At 54.9% G+C, this 17,638-nt stretch carries 17 protein-coding genes; 8 read left to right on the plus strand and 9 right to left on the minus strand.

Annotated elements, in window-relative coordinates:
• Positions 1-17 precede the first annotated feature (17 nt).
• Complete coding sequence (locus tag MIH19_RS17415) at positions 18-296, minus strand: hypothetical protein (RefSeq protein WP_249006058.1); 279 nt, start codon at positions 294-296, stop codon at positions 18-20.
• Positions 297-370: 74 nt separating this feature from the next.
• Complete coding sequence (locus MIH19_RS22485) at positions 371-505, minus strand: hypothetical protein (protein WP_283164066.1); 135 nt, start codon at positions 503-505, stop codon at positions 371-373.
• Between the two features lie 205 nt (positions 506-710).
• Here MIH19_RS22485 and MIH19_RS17420 point away from each other — a divergent pair, with 205 nt between their 5' ends.
• The 4 genes from MIH19_RS17420 to MIH19_RS17435 all read left to right on the plus strand — a co-directional run bounded on the left by MIH19_RS17420 (position 711) and on the right by MIH19_RS17435 (position 5,340).
• Positions 711-2,060, plus strand: a complete 1,350-nt coding sequence (locus MIH19_RS17420) for an adenosylmethionine--8-amino-7-oxononanoate transaminase (protein ID WP_249006059.1) — start codon at positions 711-713, stop codon at positions 2,058-2,060.
• Between the two features lie 24 nt (positions 2,061-2,084).
• On the plus strand, positions 2,085-2,819 hold the full coding sequence (locus MIH19_RS17425) for a 16S rRNA (uracil(1498)-N(3))-methyltransferase (protein ID WP_249006060.1): 735 nt from the start codon (positions 2,085-2,087) through the stop codon (positions 2,817-2,819).
• Between the two features lie 69 nt (positions 2,820-2,888).
• Entirely contained in the window at positions 2,889-4,118 is a 1,230-nt protein-coding gene (locus MIH19_RS17430; protein ID WP_249006061.1) for a hypothetical protein, read from the plus strand.
• Positions 4,119-4,245: 127 nt separating this feature from the next.
• Entirely contained in the window at positions 4,246-5,340 is a 1,095-nt protein-coding gene (locus MIH19_RS17435; protein ID WP_249006062.1) for an HDOD domain-containing protein, read from the plus strand.
• On the opposite strand, the gene MIH19_RS17440 is transcribed toward MIH19_RS17435, so the two are convergent.
• From MIH19_RS17440 to MIH19_RS17455, 4 genes are all read right to left on the minus strand, one after another.
• A complete protein-coding gene (locus tag MIH19_RS17440) occupies positions 5,313-6,644 on the minus strand; it encodes a YihY/virulence factor BrkB family protein (protein ID WP_249006063.1) in 1,332 nt (443 codons plus the stop codon). The two genes, MIH19_RS17435 and MIH19_RS17440, sit on opposite strands and share 28 nt — an antisense overlap.
• Before the next feature lie 136 nt (positions 6,645-6,780).
• Positions 6,781-7,383 (minus strand): penicillin-binding protein activator LpoB, encoded by a 603-nt coding sequence (lpoB, locus tag MIH19_RS17445; RefSeq protein ID WP_249006064.1) that lies wholly within the window; start codon positions 7,381-7,383, stop codon positions 6,781-6,783.
• Positions 7,384-7,392: 9 nt separating this feature from the next.
• Positions 7,393-7,797, minus strand: a complete 405-nt coding sequence (locus MIH19_RS17450) for a YcfL family protein (protein ID WP_249006065.1) — start codon at positions 7,795-7,797, stop codon at positions 7,393-7,395.
• A 34-nt stretch (positions 7,798-7,831) separates the two neighbouring features.
• The gene (locus MIH19_RS17455; protein ID WP_249006066.1) at positions 7,832-9,331 is read right to left on the minus strand and encodes a hypothetical protein; all 1,500 of its coding nucleotides are present in this window, start codon (positions 9,329-9,331) and stop codon (positions 7,832-7,834) included.
• Between the two features lie 130 nt (positions 9,332-9,461).
• Between MIH19_RS17455 and tmpT the strand changes: the two genes are divergently transcribed.
• The 4 genes from tmpT (at position 9,462) to MIH19_RS17475 (ending at position 15,209) form a co-directional block, all read left to right on the plus strand.
• Positions 9,462-10,121, plus strand: coding sequence for a thiopurine S-methyltransferase (gene tmpT, locus MIH19_RS17460; RefSeq protein WP_249006067.1), 660 nt, complete (start codon positions 9,462-9,464; stop codon positions 10,119-10,121).
• A 230-nt stretch (positions 10,122-10,351) separates the two neighbouring features.
• Complete coding sequence (locus tag MIH19_RS17465) at positions 10,352-12,274, plus strand: PrkA family serine protein kinase (RefSeq protein ID WP_249006068.1); 1,923 nt, start codon at positions 10,352-10,354, stop codon at positions 12,272-12,274.
• Positions 12,275-12,345: 71 nt separating this feature from the next.
• The gene (locus MIH19_RS17470) at positions 12,346-13,641 is read left to right on the plus strand and encodes a YeaH/YhbH family protein (protein ID WP_249006069.1); all 1,296 of its coding nucleotides are present in this window, start codon (positions 12,346-12,348) and stop codon (positions 13,639-13,641) included.
• Positions 13,638-15,209, plus strand: coding sequence for a SpoVR family protein (locus MIH19_RS17475; RefSeq protein WP_249006070.1), 1,572 nt, complete (start codon positions 13,638-13,640; stop codon positions 15,207-15,209). Before MIH19_RS17470 ends, MIH19_RS17475 begins: the two co-directional genes overlap by 4 nt.
• 28 nt (positions 15,210-15,237) lie before the next feature.
• On the opposite strand, the gene MIH19_RS17480 is transcribed toward MIH19_RS17475, so the two are convergent.
• Genes MIH19_RS17480 through MIH19_RS17490 form a run of 3 tightly spaced genes read right to left on the minus strand, consistent with a single transcriptional unit; the run spans position 15,238 to position 17,632 of the window.
• The gene (locus MIH19_RS17480) at positions 15,238-16,584 is read right to left on the minus strand and encodes an ATP-binding protein (protein ID WP_249006071.1); all 1,347 of its coding nucleotides are present in this window, start codon (positions 16,582-16,584) and stop codon (positions 15,238-15,240) included.
• Positions 16,584-17,255: a response regulator transcription factor gene (locus MIH19_RS17485; protein WP_249006072.1), complete on the minus strand. Its 672-nt coding sequence runs from the start codon at positions 17,253-17,255 to the stop codon at positions 16,584-16,586. The genes MIH19_RS17480 and MIH19_RS17485 overlap by 1 nt, the downstream gene beginning before the upstream one ends.
• The gene (locus tag MIH19_RS17490) at positions 17,252-17,632 is read right to left on the minus strand and encodes a PepSY domain-containing protein (protein WP_249006073.1); all 381 of its coding nucleotides are present in this window, start codon (positions 17,630-17,632) and stop codon (positions 17,252-17,254) included. Before MIH19_RS17490 ends, MIH19_RS17485 begins: the two co-directional genes overlap by 4 nt.
• Positions 17,633-17,638 lie beyond the last annotated feature (6 nt).

Raw genomic sequence — 17,638 nt, forward strand, 5'->3', positions numbered from 1 at the left:
GGTCGATTTAAAGGCGCTTACAGCGCAAAATCCAGCTTGGTAAATAGTCGTTGCCGCTGATCAAAAAACTCCGAATGATTGAGTGAGTCATGCTTGCGAAACGTATCCTGATGCAAAACTTCCAGCTCTTTCAGAGTCGAATTGATACTCTTGATTTGCTGGCCAATCATCGTCGCGCCGACACCAAGGCCTGTGGCAGCGTTAGACGTCATGACTTCCAGCAAGTCGTAGTGATCGATTTCCGATACCGGGATTAAGGCGCTCGAAATTGTCCGGCTTGGCGGATGCATCTTCATATAGCAGCGTCAGCAACTCATTTTTAGTTATGGGCCGACGCACTACGTGAAAGCCTGGCGCGCTCAAACCCTTATCAGACTTCCCATTCGAGCCGGGAGACGAGTTTGCCATCAATTAAAACATCGGGAGAACCGGCAATCACCGGTGTCGGCGGGAAACCTTCGTGGTCGGAGCCCAGGTCTCCGAGAAGTACAACTGCTTTGCTCATGTCGCATCCTTTGCGTTGTGTTCGTCCTTATTGATTCCTTTCACGCGCCGTGAGCAATCCTGACCCAACAAACGCGTGCGCTTATATTATCGCCCTCAATGCTCCTTGCAAAGCGGTAGCCTGAACCCGCTGTTAACTGTAAAATTCAAGAAGGTTAACAGCCGATTTATCGCAATCCAACACTTTGTCTGTCCGGAGCTCCTCAATGCGCAATGCCGATCTTGTCGCCCGCGATCTAAAGTCCGTGTGGCACCCCTGTACCCAGATGAAAGACCACGAAAGCCTGCCGCTGATCCCGATTAAAAAAGGCAAAGGCGTGTGGCTGGAAGACTTCGAAAACAACCGCTATATCGACGCGGTCAGCTCTTGGTGGGTAAACCTGTTTGGCCACTCCAACGATCGCATCAACAACGCCATCATCGAACAGATCGGCCAGCTGGAACACGTGATTCTGGCTGGTTTCAGCCACGAGCCGGTGGTGAATCTGTCAGAGCGATTGATTGAGGTAACACCGGAAGGACTGAACAAGTGCTTTTACGCCGACAACGGTTCGTCGGCTATCGAAGCGGCGCTGAAGATGAGCTTTCACTACTGGAAGAACCAAGGCCAGCCGAGCAAAAAGAACTTCGTAAATCTGGCCAACAGCTATCACGGTGAAACCTTGGGCGCGCTGGCGCTGGGTGATGTGGCGCTTTACAAAAACACCTACCAACCATTGTTGATGGAGGTGATTACTGCGCCCTCACCGGACGCCTACCTGAAAGAGCCCGGGGAAACCGACGAAGCTTTCGCCCTGCGCCAGTTCGAGGCGATGGAAGCGCTGCTGGCAGAAAGGCACCATGAAATCTCCGCGGTCGTGGTAGAGCCGCTCATTCAATGCGCCGGCGGTATGCGCATGCACCACCCAGTTTACCACACCAAACTGCGCGAAGCCTGTGACCGGTACGGTGTACATCTGATTGCCGACGAAATTGCGGTGGGCTTTGGCCGCACCGGCACCCTGTTCGCCTGCGAGCAGGCAGGCATCACACCGGATTTCATGTGTTTGTCAAAAGGGCTGACCGCCGGCTACCTGCCATTGTCTGTGGTGCTGACCACTGATACCGTTTACAACGGATTTTACGACGATTACGAAACCATGCGGGCGTTTTTGCACAGCCACAGTTACACCGGCAACCCCATTGGTTGCGCCGTAGCACTGGCAACTCTCGACATTTTCCGTGATGATCGGGTCATCGAGAATAATCGACGCTTATCGACCTGTATGGCGGAGTCGGTCGCTCATCTGGCCGATCACCCCAACGTGGGTGATATTCGCCAACACGGCATGACACTGGCCATTGAAATGGTTAAAAACAAAGCCGACAAAACGCCCTTCCACTGGAAGGAAAGGCGCGGTTTGAAAGTGTACCAGCACTCGCTCACCCGCCAGGCCTTGTTACGCCCGCTGGGCAATGTGGTGTATTTTATGCCGCCCTATGTGATCACCGAGGACCAGATTCAGCATCTGGCCCGAGTAGCCACGGAGGGCATTAATATCGCCGTGCGCGACTGAGCCGCACCTTTAAGGAAAACTGCGTTGCGAATACCACGAATCTACACCGACACTCCGTTACAAGCCGGCGCAGAAGCGCAGCTGGACGACAACGCCGCACAACATGTAGGCCGGGTATTGCGTATGCAACCTGGCCAGGCGCTGAGTCTGTTCAACGGCGATGGCCAGGACTACCTGGCGCTGATTGCCAGCGCCAGCAAGAAAAACGTAACGGTTAAGGTGGAGCAACCCACTGCCAACAGCAGCGAATCGGCGCTGGAGATAGTGCTCGGGCAAACCCTGTCAAAGGGTGACCGCATGGATTACGCGGTGCAGAAAGCGACGGAAATGGGCGTTAGCCGAATCGTGCCTCTTTCCACCGAACGCTGCGATGTACGCCTGAAAGGCGACCGCGAAGACAAGCGTCTGAGCCACTGGCGCTCGGTAGCCATCAGCGCCGCCGAACAATGCGGCCGCGCACGAGTGCCAGACATTTTACCGGTGATGAACATCACCGAATGGCTGGAATACAGCCAACGCTGCGACCTGCGCCTAGTGCTACACCACCGCACCGAGCAGTCACTGGATTCTCTCGCCAAACCCAACAGCGTTGCGCTGATGATCGGCCCCGAAGGCGGCCTGACCGCCGACGAAATTGCCCAGGCCGAAAAATCTGGCTTCCTTCCGGTTGCTCTCGGCCCGAGAGTGCTCCGCACGGAAACCGCGCCGGTTGCCGCCATAGCACTCTGCCAGTGGTTGTGGGGTGATTTTGGTGCCTAAGCCCCGTATGTGTTTTCCCAAACTGGCTACATCATCCACATCCACACGCCAAATAGTTAAGACGGGCGGATGACAAGCCTGGCCACGTCCATCGAACTTTTGCAGTACCTCAGCATCCCGGTGATCGCGGCATTAATCGGCTGGGTCACCAACTGGCTGGCTATTAAAATGACTTTTTACCCCATCGAATTTTTCGGCTGGCCACCGTACCTGGGATGGCAGGGCATTATTCCCTCCAAAGCCCGCAAAATGGCGCTCATCAGCGTAGACGCCACCATCGCCAAGATTGGCACCGTGCCAGAAATTTTTCAGCAGCTGGACCCCAACGTACTCGCCACCCAACTGATCCACACCATAAACCCGCGACTTGAAGGCTACGTAGACGAGTTGATCATGCGCGAGTCGCCGGCGCTCTGGCAGAGCTTGCCAGGCCCGGCCAAACGCCTGGTTTACGAGCGCGCCCGCAAAGCCTTGCCCGCCTTGGTGATGCAGATTATGGATGACATAGCGCAAAACGCCGAACAGCTGCTAGACATCAAAACCATGGTGATAGATCGGCTCACCATCGACAAAACCCTGCTAAATCGAATATTCCTGACATGCGGCTACCGTGAGTTTCACTTTATTGTGACGTCAGGCCTATATCTTGGTTTTGGCTTTGGCCTGTTACAGATGTTGCTGTGGTACGTATTTCCAGTGTGGTGGGTGCTGCCGCTGGGCGGTTTACTGGTGGGCTTTGCCACCAACTGGATTGCCCTGAACGTTATTTTTCGCCCGCTGTACCCAGTGCGAATTGGCCGTTGGCGCATTCAGGGGCTGTTTCTGAAACGGCAGCCAGAGGTGGCTGAATCCTTCTGCCACATTGTGGCTCACGACATACTCACGGTGGGTAGTATTATAGAGGCCATACTGGATGGCCCTCGGGGCGGGCAGGCGCTGGATATCATCAAAGCACGTCTACGGCCCCTGCTTAACGCAGACGCAGGCGTCAATCAAACTCTGGCACACATGGCGCTGGGCCCCGTTGCCGCTGCCAGCTTACGCAACCAGCTGGAAAGCAAAGCCGTTGAGCTGTCCCGCAGCGCGTTAAGCCAACCGGCTTTTCAGAAAGACCGTTCGCGAGCCATTGAATCCATTATGGTAGAGCGCATGATGGCGTTGTCGTCCGGCGAGTTTCAGGACTTGCTGCGGCCGTGCTTTCAAGAGGATGAAATCAAACTGATTCTGGTGGGCGCGGCGCTGGGTATGTTGGCAGGTATCGGCCAGTTGCTTCTGGTGTTTGGGCAAGCCTTGGCGTAGGCCATTCAACACGCTGGGAACGTGGGAAAAGTGCTATTTTAGATCTATAATGTAAAGCGTCAGATACATTGCATTTGATCTGTCTACACATCCAACCACTCGCCCGCACTCTGCTCCGGAGGTTTGAATGCCAGGACTGTTTTCCTGGATCACCGGCTTATTCAACCGTGCCAGCGCAGCAGAGCAGAAGCCAGCCATCGGCAATGGTTCTCTGTGCAAGGGTGGCCCCGGCAGCAAAAGCGGCTCCAATAGCAAAACCAAGGCCGAAGCCCATAATCCGCTCGCCGAGGCACTGCGCCAGCACCTTTTTTGCTGGTTGCTGGACACTCGTCCGCAAACGTTGAGAGCCAACCTGGAAGACGCAGAGGCGATAATCGAAGCGATGGCAAAGCGCTTACGCGCCGGTAAGCTCAGCGAACTGCCGCGCCAACCCATGAGCCTGCCCATGCTGATGAGTGCGCTGTCGGATGACACCACCACTCGCCAGGATCTGGGTAATATTATCCTACGTGATCCAGCGCTGACGGATCAGCTGCTAAAAATAGCCAACAGTCCGTTTTTTCGTCCTGACAAAAGTATCATTGAAACCGTAGACCAAGCGATTTTCATGCTCGGTATGGAGGGAATCCGCAGTGTTGTATCCGCCGCATTGATGCGGCCAATGATGTCATCACGTAACAGTGAAGAGACCACCTTCACCGCTCGTGCCTGGCGCTGGGGTATGGCTAGCGCCCGCTCAGCAGAAACCGTTGCCCGTCTTCAGGGCAAAGACGCCAGCATTTATTTTATGGCTGGCTTGCTGCCTGCGCTGGCCTATATAACCCTTTACCGCGAGGCTCATCGCTTGGTGCCCGCCGGCGCAGATGGCACTTTAGTCAAACTCAAACCAGCCGCTTTGCACCAGATTCTAGTGCGCTATCAATGGCCGGTGGCCCGGCTTATTGCCCGCACATGGGGGCTTTCTAACAACTATCAGGGCCTCCTGCACCGGCCCGAAAGCCCACGCAGCCACGAAAACTCCGCGTTAATCGACGGCATAGTTATTGCCACTCGCGAGGTGCTGCGCCAAGCGCGCCAGCGCAATTTGGCAGAAGAAGACCTTCCAGCGTTGGTGCAGTTGAGCAAGAAAGACGTCACGCAGGTTCAGGCTGTCCTGAAGCTCATGCTCGAAGATACCGAAAACACGCCAACAGCTCATGACCAAGGCGCTAACGGGTTCTGACTGTCTTCACCTGCCAGCAATTCAGCGAAGGTAAGCTCGTCGCCCTTCGTGGATCGGCCAAACAGGCTTTTCGGTAGCAGCGCCGGCAACCGGGCCACCACGTTATCTTCATCGTTGCGCACGGCCTTCAGTACGTCACCCACTGAAATTCGTTCCAGCGACCTGGCCGGGTGCAGGCAGTCGCCCTGGCTACCTGCGAGCGTCAGCAGTTTGGCGCGGATGAGTTTGTCACTGATATTACGGGTGACCTCGCCCGGAATTCTGAGCTCGTTCTCAACCACCTCCTGTCGCGGCGCGGGCCGGCCCTCGTGAAACGGCTTGGCCACCATCCACATCAATGCCAGGGCAACATGTTCCTGCAACTCTGGCGCCAGCTGCACCTGATGGCGCTTGGCCACAGAGCCCGGATTCTGCAGGTAAAAACTCAGACTTGCGCCCAGCAGCAGTATCATCCAGTTCAGATAGATCCAGATCAGCATGATAATGCCGATGGCAAAACTGGAATAGATGGCAGCGTATTTGGCAGACCCGGCCACGAACGACGCAAACAACATCCCGGCCGCCTGCCAAGACACGCCAGCAATCAGGCCTGCAATAAACGCGTAACGCACCTTCACTCGAGTGTTGGGAATGAACGCATACACAAACGTGAAGGCGCCCACTACCAGAAAGAACGGTGTAAAGCGGCTGACCAGTAAAATCACCGAGCCAAAAGGTTCTATCTCAATCAGGGTTTGCACAAACGATGAGGAAAAAATGGTGGCGCTGATACCAATAGCGGACACCATCAGCAGCGGCCCTACCATGATAACGCTTAAATAGTTACTGAAGCGCTGCGCCAGAGAGCGCATCTCTGGCACCCGCCAGATCATGTTGAACGAACGCTCTATTTTCTGTACCAGCGACACCACCGTGTACACCAGCACCGCCAGGCCCACCGAGCCCAACACACCCACTTTCATATTGTCTACAAAGCCCAGAATGCGCTCTGCCATTTCCATGCCATCGGGGCCCAGCGGCTGGAAGAACTGGTACAGGAACGGCTCCATTTTCTGGTGCACACCCAGCGCTTTCAGCACCGAAAAACTGAGGGCCAGCAACGGCACAATGCTCAGTAATGTAGTGTAAACCAGGCTCATGGCGTGAAGCGTCAGCTGGCCGCCGATAAAGTCCCGAATCAGCGCATACAGCGAGCGCCCGGTTTTATAAAGCCAAGTCCAGGGCCAACTTTGCGGCGGATTAGGATTTGCCAGTATCCATTTTTCAGCAGCGGCAAGACGTTCTTGTATCTGAAGAGAAGCCACTTTCCGTCCCGTTGCCAGAGTGTGAAAGCGTCCCTGCCTGAAGCAGGGGCGCGCAGATTCAAGTATGGCTCAAATGAGTGCCGGGAGGAAAACCGGCCGCTGATGCGCAAGAAACTACACTTTCAGCCGCAGCCGTTTACCAGGAAACGGATTCATTGGGCCCGCGCTTGATAATGGGCGTTTCTACCTCCCAGGTAGCCAGGCCGGTAGCTAGGTCGGTCAGTGACAGCTGAATGTAATATTCAACTTGCTGCTCTTTACCTGCTTTGTGATTGCGCTGCAGAATTTTGCCCGACAGGCTCAGGTCTGGCGCTATCAAAGTGCCTTTGCGTTGCACACCCGCCTGGTCAAACTCTTCAGAATCACGCAGCTCGCGCACGCGCGCACTCATTTCATCTTCAGCGCCATCAAGGCCTACCGCTGTGGTGGTCACAACTTTTCCGGAGCGCAGCAGCGCCACACGGATCTTCTTGGTGAGCTGATCGGTGTCGATACGCTGCATGGTGTCATTAGTAACGCGGCTGACCACCATGATGTAACGCTCGCCATTGGGTTTACTGACGGCGCCGCTGGCAAGCATGTCATCAACGGCCTCGGTGGCCGCTTTTTCGAAATCCCGGTAATCCATGGTCATGGTTACAGGGCCATCGTCAGCCGCCGGGTCGATATATCGGGTAGGAGCCGCACAGCCGGCAAGCATGAGCAGGCTGACACAAAACACAATGGGAAGTTTAAACATACAGAATCCTTATTGCTGGGGCTCACGAAGATGGAGCTGATAATCGGTAACGCGGGCGTGAGGCGCCGTTGCGGTGAAATAACGGGTTTGACCGGTTAATAGCGAGACTTTTCGATAGCCCTCGCCAACGCCTTTTACGACCATGCCGTTGGGATCAAACCAGGTCACTTTCCAGGCCAGGTCGCCGTTGGAGCGTGCCTCAATAGCGTATTGGATTTGCAACAGGGTTTCTCCGCCAGGCTGAGCAATGCGCTGGCTTAGCAGCTCTGTTACGGCCACAAAATAGTTTACTTCCGGGTCGATCTGAAGTTGCTCTCGGTCGATTGCAGCCGCTGTTTCGGCGGGTGGCTGAATAGCGCAACCGACCAATGCCAGTGCACAACTAAAGGCGATGATCTGTTTTTGAAATCTCATGGTTTGGGTTCTCATGGCTTGGCCCTGATTGAGTTCAGTGAGTGGCTGTCAGCAAATCCTTTCCCGACAATTGCACCGTTGATGCCGGGTTACGCCCTTGCAAATCAAGCGCGACGACACTGGCCGGGCCAGCCAAAGAGGGCCGTTTAACGTAAAGCAGAGTAAACGGCTGGTCAGGTATCACAATAGTACCCAAGGAATGGCCATTTGTGCTTGTTAGCGTTAGTTTACCACTCTCGGGGCGATCGATCCGAGCGGCCTGCCAGTGGTTAGGCAACGCCTGCCAGCTGCGTAAATCAGCCTGGGTAGTGGCAATGGTCAGCGCGGCAGCACCGAGCTGACCCCACACGCCAAACTTTTCTGCAGCTTCGTTCTGGATGACCGCTTTTATCACAGCAGACGACACTGCCCGTGCCAAAACACTGGGGAATCGCTCTTTCATTTCAGTGCGAATCACCGACCCCATATCCGATATACGCTCTGTTTGCACCGCAACATCAGCGCCGGCAAGCACGCCGAGACTCCCCGGAACAGCCGCGCGATTTCTGTATCTGGGCAGTGCAATGCCAAAGTAAGCAGGTGCCTGCTGGTTGCCATGAAATATAAGCAAAGGCACATCAATCCGGGTCTCTTCCAATACCGGGCCCAGACCATTTTCATAAACAACCCACACCTGTGGGGCCAGTTCAGCTTTCGACTGCTTACCAGCGGCCAATGCCTCGGCAAGTTCGGCATCGCGTTGCAGAACACCACTAGCGCTGTTCATCGCGGCAACACGCGTGAGGGACGTGGCGGCTTTCTCGTAATCGGCACGGCCAGCGGCGTTGGCCAGGAAGAACAGGCCATGCAAATAGGTGCTGGCAGGTACAATAAACTCGGGCAGCACCGACCACTCAGACTCTGCCTCATAGCGCTGCGACACCGCATTGCGCAGGCTTTGGTTATTCAGGCTGTTGCGAACCATGGCGGCCGTGTTCTGTCCGCTCTGCGCCTGCTGGTTCAGCGCCTCCCGCTGTTCGATGATTTCTTTACTGAAGTATTCGACCGCACGCCGTGTGCGATCATCCGCCCGATTAAACTCAACACGTGCAAATTCGTTATTGCCCTCAGCCAGAAACGCCAGGCCCTTGTAAGTGTTAACGAGAATCGCCTCCGACATCAACGCTTGATAATCGCGCTCGGAGTCGTTCACCATCAACGCCATAAAAGCTGTGGAAGACTTTTCCAAAATATTGGCCAGGTCGAGGTTCTTCATACCCTCTTCAGCCAAATCATAGGTTTTGGTGGCCTCTTGATAGCGGCCCAACAAACGGTACAGCTCGGCCTGATGCAACAAATCCAGCAAATGCTCATCGGTATCTACAGCCTTACCTTTGGCGGTTTTAAAACTCACCGTTTGCAACGCAAGGTCATAATTGCCTACCGCGTAAGCATCATTAAAAGCGTCCATCTGATTTTTTTGCTGGAACGAAGAACACCCCGCCATCAGCGTTGCTAGAAGAGCGGCCACCAAAAAACGAAACACAACGTCCACTCAAACACTCCCTGAGCTCAAAAGTTGCGGCCAGGGCCGCCCGATTTTGCCTATACTGATACTATTCTTAATATCATCATACGGCGGAATCTGCTCCACACGTCAAAAACCAATCGCAAAAGGCAAGATTATGGATCATGAATTCTGGCATGCCCGCTGGGAACGCAAAGAGATCGGATTCCACCAGGAGTCGGTCAATCACTATTTACACGAGCACTGGCCAGACCTGACAGGGCCGGAAAAAAGTCAGATTCTGGTACCGCTGTGCGGTAAATCCCATGATCTGTGGTGGCTTCACGATCGCGGCCACCCCATTCTGGGCGTAGAACTCAGCAGCATTGCCTGCAAAGATTTTTTTGAAGAAGCCGGCGAAAAAGCAATGGTGACACCCGGTTCGCCGTTTACCCGCTTCTGCCATGACGACACCCTCGAATTGTGGTGCGGTGACTTTTTTCAGCTATCCCCTGCGGACGTAGAAAACGTACGCTGGGTATACGACCGCGCCGCGCTAATCGCCCTGCCACCGTCTATGCGCCAGCGCTATGCCAGCCACCTGAGTGCCATCTTGCCTGAAGGCTGCGGCATGTTGCTGATTACCCTGGATTACGACGGCAGTGAAATGACCGGGCCGCCGTTCAACGTGACTGACACCGAGGTGTACGAACTGTTCTGCGATGACTTTGCCGTTGAGCGCCTGCGCCAGGATAACATGTCAAAAGACGACCCCTTCGCCAAACGCAAAGGCCTGGGTGGCGCCACAGAAAGTGTGTTCCGGCTACACAAACGCTAATTGGGCGAATTTATCGTTTTGGCCACGGAACCGCTACCGTTAAGCCACTGTCCAAACCGGCAAAGGTAAACTAAGCTTCCGATAAGTAGGCCAAAAACGAAAAATAACCCTATAACTAGCCATAGCACGCACGTTGAGCTGCGGGCAATCCGGCCCAAGCGGGCGGCAACAACACACTGATAAGGAATACGCGTTACGAACGGCTAAACCATTGCAAGAGAGGGGCATCCATGAGCATTCTGCAACAGTACAAAAACCGTTATGAAAGGACTCAAGAAGAAGAGTTTTCTCTAGAGGAATACTTGGAGATCTGCAAAAACGACCCCGGCGCTTATGCCAGCGCTTCCGAGCGTTTATTGCTGGCCATTGGCGAACCCGAACTGATAGACACCTCACGTGATACCCGGCTGTCGCGTATCTTTTCCAACAAAGTGATCAAACGTTACCCGGAATTTTCCGAATTCTACGGTATGGAAGAAGCGGTGGAAAACATCGTGTCTTTCTTCCGCCATGCAGCCCAAGGGCTAGAGGAAAAGAAACAGATTTTATACCTGCTGGGCCCGGTGGGCGGTGGTAAATCGTCACTGGCGGAAAAGCTCAAATCCCTAGTGCAAAAGGTGCCATTTTACGCCATCAAGGGTTCCCCGGTGAACGAGTCACCACTGGGTTTGTTTGATCCAGCTGAAGACACCGAAATTCTGCACGAAGAATACGGCATCCCCCCGCGTTATCTAAAAAGCATTATGTCGCCTTGGGCCGTGAAGCGCCTGCACGAATTTGGCGGCGACGTCAGCCAGTTCCGGGTGGTGAAACGTTATCCGTCCATTCTGGACCAGATAGGCGTATCCAAAACCGAACCGGGTGACGACAACAACCAGGATATTTCCGCCCTGGTGGGCAAAGTGAATATCCGCATGCTGGAAGACTATTCCCAGGATGACCCAGACGCATACAGTTTCAGCGGCGGCCTGTGCAAAGCCAACCAGGGCTTGCTTGAATTTGTAGAGATGTTCAAGGCGCCTATCAAAGTTCTGCACCCCCTGCTGACCGCCACCCAAGAAGGAAATTACAACACCACCGAAGGCATGGGTTCTGTGCCCTTTGATGGCGTTATCCTGGCTCACTCTAACGAATCCGAGTGGCAAACCTTTCGCAACAACAAACACAACGAGGCCTTTTTGGACCGTGTGTACATTGTGAAAGTGCCCTACTGCGTGCGGGTAACTGAAGAGGTTGACATCTATCGCAAGCTGCTGGAACACAGTTCCCTGGCGGGTGCGCCCTGCGCGCCGGACACCCTGGACATGCTGGCCCAGTTCTCTGTGCTGTCACGCATAAAAGACCCGGACAATTCCAGTATTTTCTCGAAAATGCGGGTCTACGATGGCCAAAACATCAAAGACACCGATCCCAAAGCCAAATCGATTCAGGAATACCGCGATGCAGCCGGTGTAAATGAAGGCATGGATGGCCTGTCCACCCGGTTCGCCTTTAAAATTCTGTCGAAAGTGTTCAACTTCGACACCAATGAAGTGGCCGCTAACCCGGTGCATTTGCTGTATGTGATTGAAAAGCAGATTGAGCAGGAACAGTTCCAGCCCGAAATTCAGGAGCGCTACCTGCGCTATATCAAGGAATTCCTGGCGCCCCACTACGTGCAGTTTATTGGTAAAGAAATTCAGACTGCGTATCTGGAAAGCTACAGCGAATACGGCCAGAACCTGTTCGACCGCTACGTCACCTATGCGGACCTGTGGATTCAAGACCAGGAATTCCGCGACCCGGATACCGGGGAAATTCTGGACAGGGCTTCTATTAACGAAGAACTGGAGAAAATCGAGAAGCCGGCGGGCATCAGCAACCCCAAAGATTTCCGCAACGAGGTGGTCAACTTTGTGCTGCGGGCCCGTGCCAATAACCAGGGCGACAACCCTTCCTGGCTGAGCTATGAAAAGCTTCGCAGCGTGATCGAGAAGAAAATGTTCTCGAACACCGAAGACCTGCTGCCGGTGATTTCATTCAACCCCAAAGCCAGTAACGAAGACCAGAAAAAGCACAAGCAGTTCGTCGACCGGATGATAGACCGCGGTTATACCGAGAAACAGGTGCGGTTGCTGGCCGAGTGGTACCTGCGGGTTCGCAAATCCCATTAACCGATAGCGGATGCACTGTATAGCGCACTTTAATGGCGCACTGTATAGCGCACTTTATAGAGGGAAGCGTTATGGGAAGCACCCACATTATTGACCGACGCCTGAACGGTAAAAACAAAAGTGCAGTGAATCGGGAACGATTCCTGCGCCGTTACCGCCATCACATAAAGAAGGCAGTGGCTGAAGCGGTGAAAAAGCGCTCCATTACCGATGTGGAGCACGGGGAAAGCGTGAGCATTCCCAACCGCGACATTCAGGAGCCGATTTTTCACCACGGCCAGGGCGGGCGCCAAGAAGTGGTGCACCCCGGCAACCAAGAGTTTCTGGCGGGCGACACCCTTCCCAAACCGCCCGACGGTGGCGGACAGGGGCAAGGCAATGGCCAGGCCAGCCAAGATGGCGAGGGGATGGATGAATTCGCCTTTCAGATTACCCAGGAAGAGTTTCTGAACTTCCTGTTTGACGATTTGGCGCTGCCCAATCTGGTGCGCAAACGCCTGAAAGACACCGAATCGTTCAAATACGTGCGTTCTGGCTTCAGCACCCAAGGGGTGCCTGCCAAGCTGGATGTTATTCGTTCCCTACGGGGGGCCCACGCTCGACGCCTGGGCTTAAGTGGAGCCCGCCGACATAAAATCCGCGAGCTGGAAGAGCAGCTCGCAGCACTGAAAGTCGCGCCGGATGATCTGAACGCTGCGTTCAGCCACGCCGACCAGATTCAGGTTCTGGAAGAAGAGATTGCTCGACTGAAAGCCAACGTCAAACGCATTCCGTTTATTGACGAAATCGACTTGCGCTTCCGCCAGCACCTGAAGCAACCGCAACCTGCCACCAGCGCGGTGATGTTTTGCCTGATGGACGTATCAGGCTCTATGACGCAAACCCACAAAGACATCGCTAAACGCTTCTTTATTTTACTGTATCTGTTCTTGCAGAAGAACTACAAAAAAATCGACGTGGTGTTTATTCGCCACCACACCAGCGCCAAAGAGGTAAACGAGGAAGAGTTTTTCTATTCGCGGGAAACCGGCGGAACCATTGTGTCCAGCGCCCTGAAGTTGATGCAGAAGATTATTGAAACCCGTTATTCACCGGCTGAGTGGAACATTTACGCTGCCCAGGCATCCGACGGCGACAACTGGAATGACGATTCCCCGGTGTGCAGCAAACTGTTAACAGACCGGCTGCTTCCGCTGGTGCAGTATTTCGCTTACATCGAGATTACGCCCCAGAACCACCAGATGCTCTGGTACGAATACGAGAAGATTCTGGCGTGCTTTCCGCACGCGTTCGCGATGCAGCAAATTGCCGATGCCAGCGATATTTACCCGGTCTTCCGCCGGCTGTTCGAGAGGAAAGCCGCATGAGTGAACACGACGACCGCGCACCGCGCGTTGACAGCCCGCCCGAACCGCCCAAAGCGGTAAACGTGCGGGAGCCCATTTCGACCGGGTCAGAATGGACATTTGACCTGATCCAGCGCTACGACGAAGAAATCGCAAAATGTGCAGCTGAATTCGGCCTGGACACCTACCCCAATCAGGTAGAGGTGATCAGCGCCGAACAGATGATGGACGCTTACAGCTCTGTGGGCATGCCGGTAGGCTACAACCACTGGTCGTTCGGCAAGCAGTTCCTCAATACCTCAAAAGGTTACCAGCGCGGGCAAATGGGGCTGGCCTATGAAATCGTCATCAACTCAGACCCGTGTATTGCCTACCTGATGGAAGAGAACACCCTGCCGATGCAAGCGTTGGTGATTGCCCACGCCTGCTATGGCCACAACTCTTTCTTTAAAGGCAACTACCTGTTTCGCACCTGGACCGACGCCAGCGCGATTATTGATTACCTGGTATTTGCCCGCCATTACATCGCTGAATGCGAGGAACGCCATGGTGTAGACGCGGTAGAAGAAGTGCTGGACTCTTGCCACGCGCTGATGAACTACGGGGTAGATCGCTACAAGCGGCCCTCACCCATTTCCGCCGGTGAGGAAAAGCTGCGCCAGACCGAACGCGAAGAGTATCAGCAACGCCGCATCAACGATTTGTGGCGCACCATTCCCCTGCCCACCGATGACAGCGACCCCGAAAATAAGAAGAAGCGTTTTCCGGAAGAGCCCCAGGAAAACATTCTGTACTTCATTGAAAAAAACGCGCCTCTGCTGGAAACCTGGCAGCGGGAAATTATTCGCATTGTGCGCAAACTGGGCCAGTATTTTTATCCACAGCGGCAAACCCAGGTGATGAACGAAGGCTGGGCGACTTTCTGGCACTACACCCTGATTCACGCGCTGTACGACAAAGGGCTGGTGACCGACGGTTTTATGCTGGAACTGCTGGCTAGCCATACTGCGGTGGTGTACCAACCGCCGTTCAACAGCCGTTATTATTCCGGCATAAACCCCTACACCCTGGGGTTTGCGATCTTCACTGACTTGCGCAGACTTTGTGAGCAGCCCACAGACGAAGACCGCGAATGGTTCCCGGACATTGCCGGCTCCGATTGGCGGGAAACCCTGCATTTCGCCATGAAAAACTTCAAAGACGAGAGTTTCATCCAGCAGTTTCTGTCGCCCAAGGTGATGCGCGATTTAAAACTGTTTGCCATTGAAAACGACGACGAAGAAGACGTCTACCTGGTGACCGCCATTCACGATGAAACCGGATACCGCACACTGCGTGAAAAGTTGGCGCGGCAATACAACCTGAGCAGTCGCGAGCCGGATATTCAGGTGTGGAATGTCGACTTGCGTGGCGACCGCTCGCTGACCCTGCGCCACATTGTGAATGAACGTCGGCCGTTAGCGGACGATAGCGAAGAAGTGCTGCGCCACATACACCGGCTGTGGGGCTTTGATGTGCACCTGCAAAGCGTCAGTGACGGCAAGGTGGTGACGGAGTATCAGTGCCCTTCGGCAACAGAAAATGCTTGATGCTTGATGATTGCAACGTTGGGCCTTGTTAGACCGCCGGCGGTAACGGCAGCAATACCTGCGCGCACAAACCGCCGCCGGTGCGGTCACCCAGTTGCAGCTTTCCCTCGTGCAGCGCAACCAGCTCACTGACAATAGACAGCCCAAGGCCCGAGCCGGGCTTGGATTGGTCTAGCCGTCCGCCCCGGCTTAACGCTTGCTGGCGGGATTCCGGCGACATGCCGGGACCGTCATCGGTCACGCTGATCAGCAACTCACTGTTTTTAATACTTGCCTCCAACACCACTGAACTTACCGCCCAATTAACGGCATTTTCCAGAAGATTGCCGACAATTTCCTGCAAATCCTGAGCGTCCATCCGTGCTTGCAGGTTTTTGGGCAGGCGTTCTTCAAATACCAAGCCCCGCCGCACCGCCAGCCTATCAATGCCGTCAACCACCGGTTTGAGCACAGCATTTAGCTTCCGCTCTACGCCCAACGCCACCGGCCCGGCTGCAGAGGCCCGCGCCAGGTGATGACGCACGGCGTCATCCAGCCGCTTCAATTCCGCCTGCATGGTCTGTTGCTGTTCTTGCGGCAGGCGCTCCGCCAAGGTGGTCAGCACAGCCACCGGTGTTTTCAACGCGTGGGCCAGATTACCGGCTGCGGTTCGGCCGCGCTCAATCAAGCGCCCGTCCCGTTCCAATACGGTATTAATGGCCCCGGCAAGACGCGCCAGCTCTTTCGGCAGATCGGTTTCGACCGACGCCTGTCGGCCCTGTTCTACCGCTCTCAGGCTTTTTTCTACCCGTCGCAAAGGCTCCAGGCCCCAGCGAAATTGCAACGCAATCAACCCGACCAGCAAGCTTCCCAAGGTGGCCAGCGACAACCAGAGCAGGGTTTGAAAGCTGGCGATTTGGGCTTCTACTTCGGTCAGATCCGCTGCCACCTGCACATGCAGTGCGTCGCTCAGGTTTGGCAAACGGATGTCACGCTCCAGCACTCGCAGCGATTGCTCTCTGGGGCCCGCCATAGTACGAAATGTCAGGCCTGGGCGCTTCGAAACCGCCAGCCTCTGATCCCACAAAGAACGGGATGCCAGCACCCGTTCGCCGACGTCGCGAACCTGCCAGTACCAACCGGAGAACACCCGGTCAAAGCGCGAGTCGCCCAGCGCACGGCTAACAACCAGGGCATCTGTGCGCGGGTCATAACTCACACCGGCCAACACCACGTTCAACAACGACTCCAGCCGCTTGTCAAAAGCAGTATTCACTGCCTCACGGAAATTCCACGATAGCAACCCACCTGCAACCGGTAGTACCAGCAGCACCATAATCAGTGCTGATACCAACATCCGCGTAGCAATGGGGAGCCGCCGCAGGCGCGCAGTCATCACCGGCCCTGGGCGCCTGCAATCATGCGGTAGCCCTGCCCGCGCAGGGTTTCAATACTGTGACTGCCAAGCTTGCGGCGCAGGCGGCTTACCTGCACATCAATCACGTTGGAGTCTGGTTCCGCGTCGCCATCATACACATGCTCGGTGAGCTCAGAGCGACTGACCACCCGGGGTGCCGCATGCACAAGATGGGACAGCAGGCGGAATTCTTGCGCGGTTAATGTCACCGGCATTCCGGCGCGAGTGACTTGGGCGCTGTGGGTGTCCAGGGAAATATCACCCACACGGATAACCGGATGCGCATGGCCATGCGCCCGGCGTACCAGTGCGCGTAGACGGAACAGAATTTCGGCCGTTTCAAAAGGCTTGGTCACATAGTCATCGGCGCCGGCAGAGAAACCCGCCGCTTTGTCTGACCATCGATCCCGTGCCGTCAAAATCAGCACCGGCAGCTCAATGCCGCGATCACGCCAGGCCGACAGCCATTGGGTGCCGTTACCGTCAGGCAAACCCAAATCCAGAATGATCGCGTCATAGCGTTCTGTGCTGACCAGAAAGTCTGCACTGCGACCGTCACCGGCTACCTCTACCAACACCCCGGCATTGTCCAGCGCCAGCGTCAGTCCGCTCGCCAAGGCTTCATCATCTTCTACCAGTAATACCTTCATTTTTTACGCTTCATTGCGTTGATGTTGCTGCCTTCTATACCAATAAGCTCACCCGTCGCTGCATCTATCTCAAATTCTACAACTTGGCCCTCAGAGCCCAAAAGTTCAATTTCGTATATCTGCCGGCCGCGTTTTTGTTCGTAATCTACGTCTACAACCTGCCCTACCCAGTCTTTTGCCAGACTGTCCAGAATGTCGCTCAGGGGCTTTATTCGGCCAGCCTGTACTTCTTTATAGAGTTTGCGCCAGTCGTCATCGGCAATGGCCGGCTGCGGCGCAAGCAAAAGCAACACTACCAGCAGTGCGAGAAAGCTCGCAAGCAGCAGTGCCGGAGTTACAACCAGCAACTTCAACAGGTATCCGGGTAGTTTCTTCATAACTCT

This window comes from Marinobacter sp. M1C, assembly GCF_023314135.1.
GTDB lineage: Bacteria > Pseudomonadota > Gammaproteobacteria > Pseudomonadales > Oleiphilaceae > Marinobacter.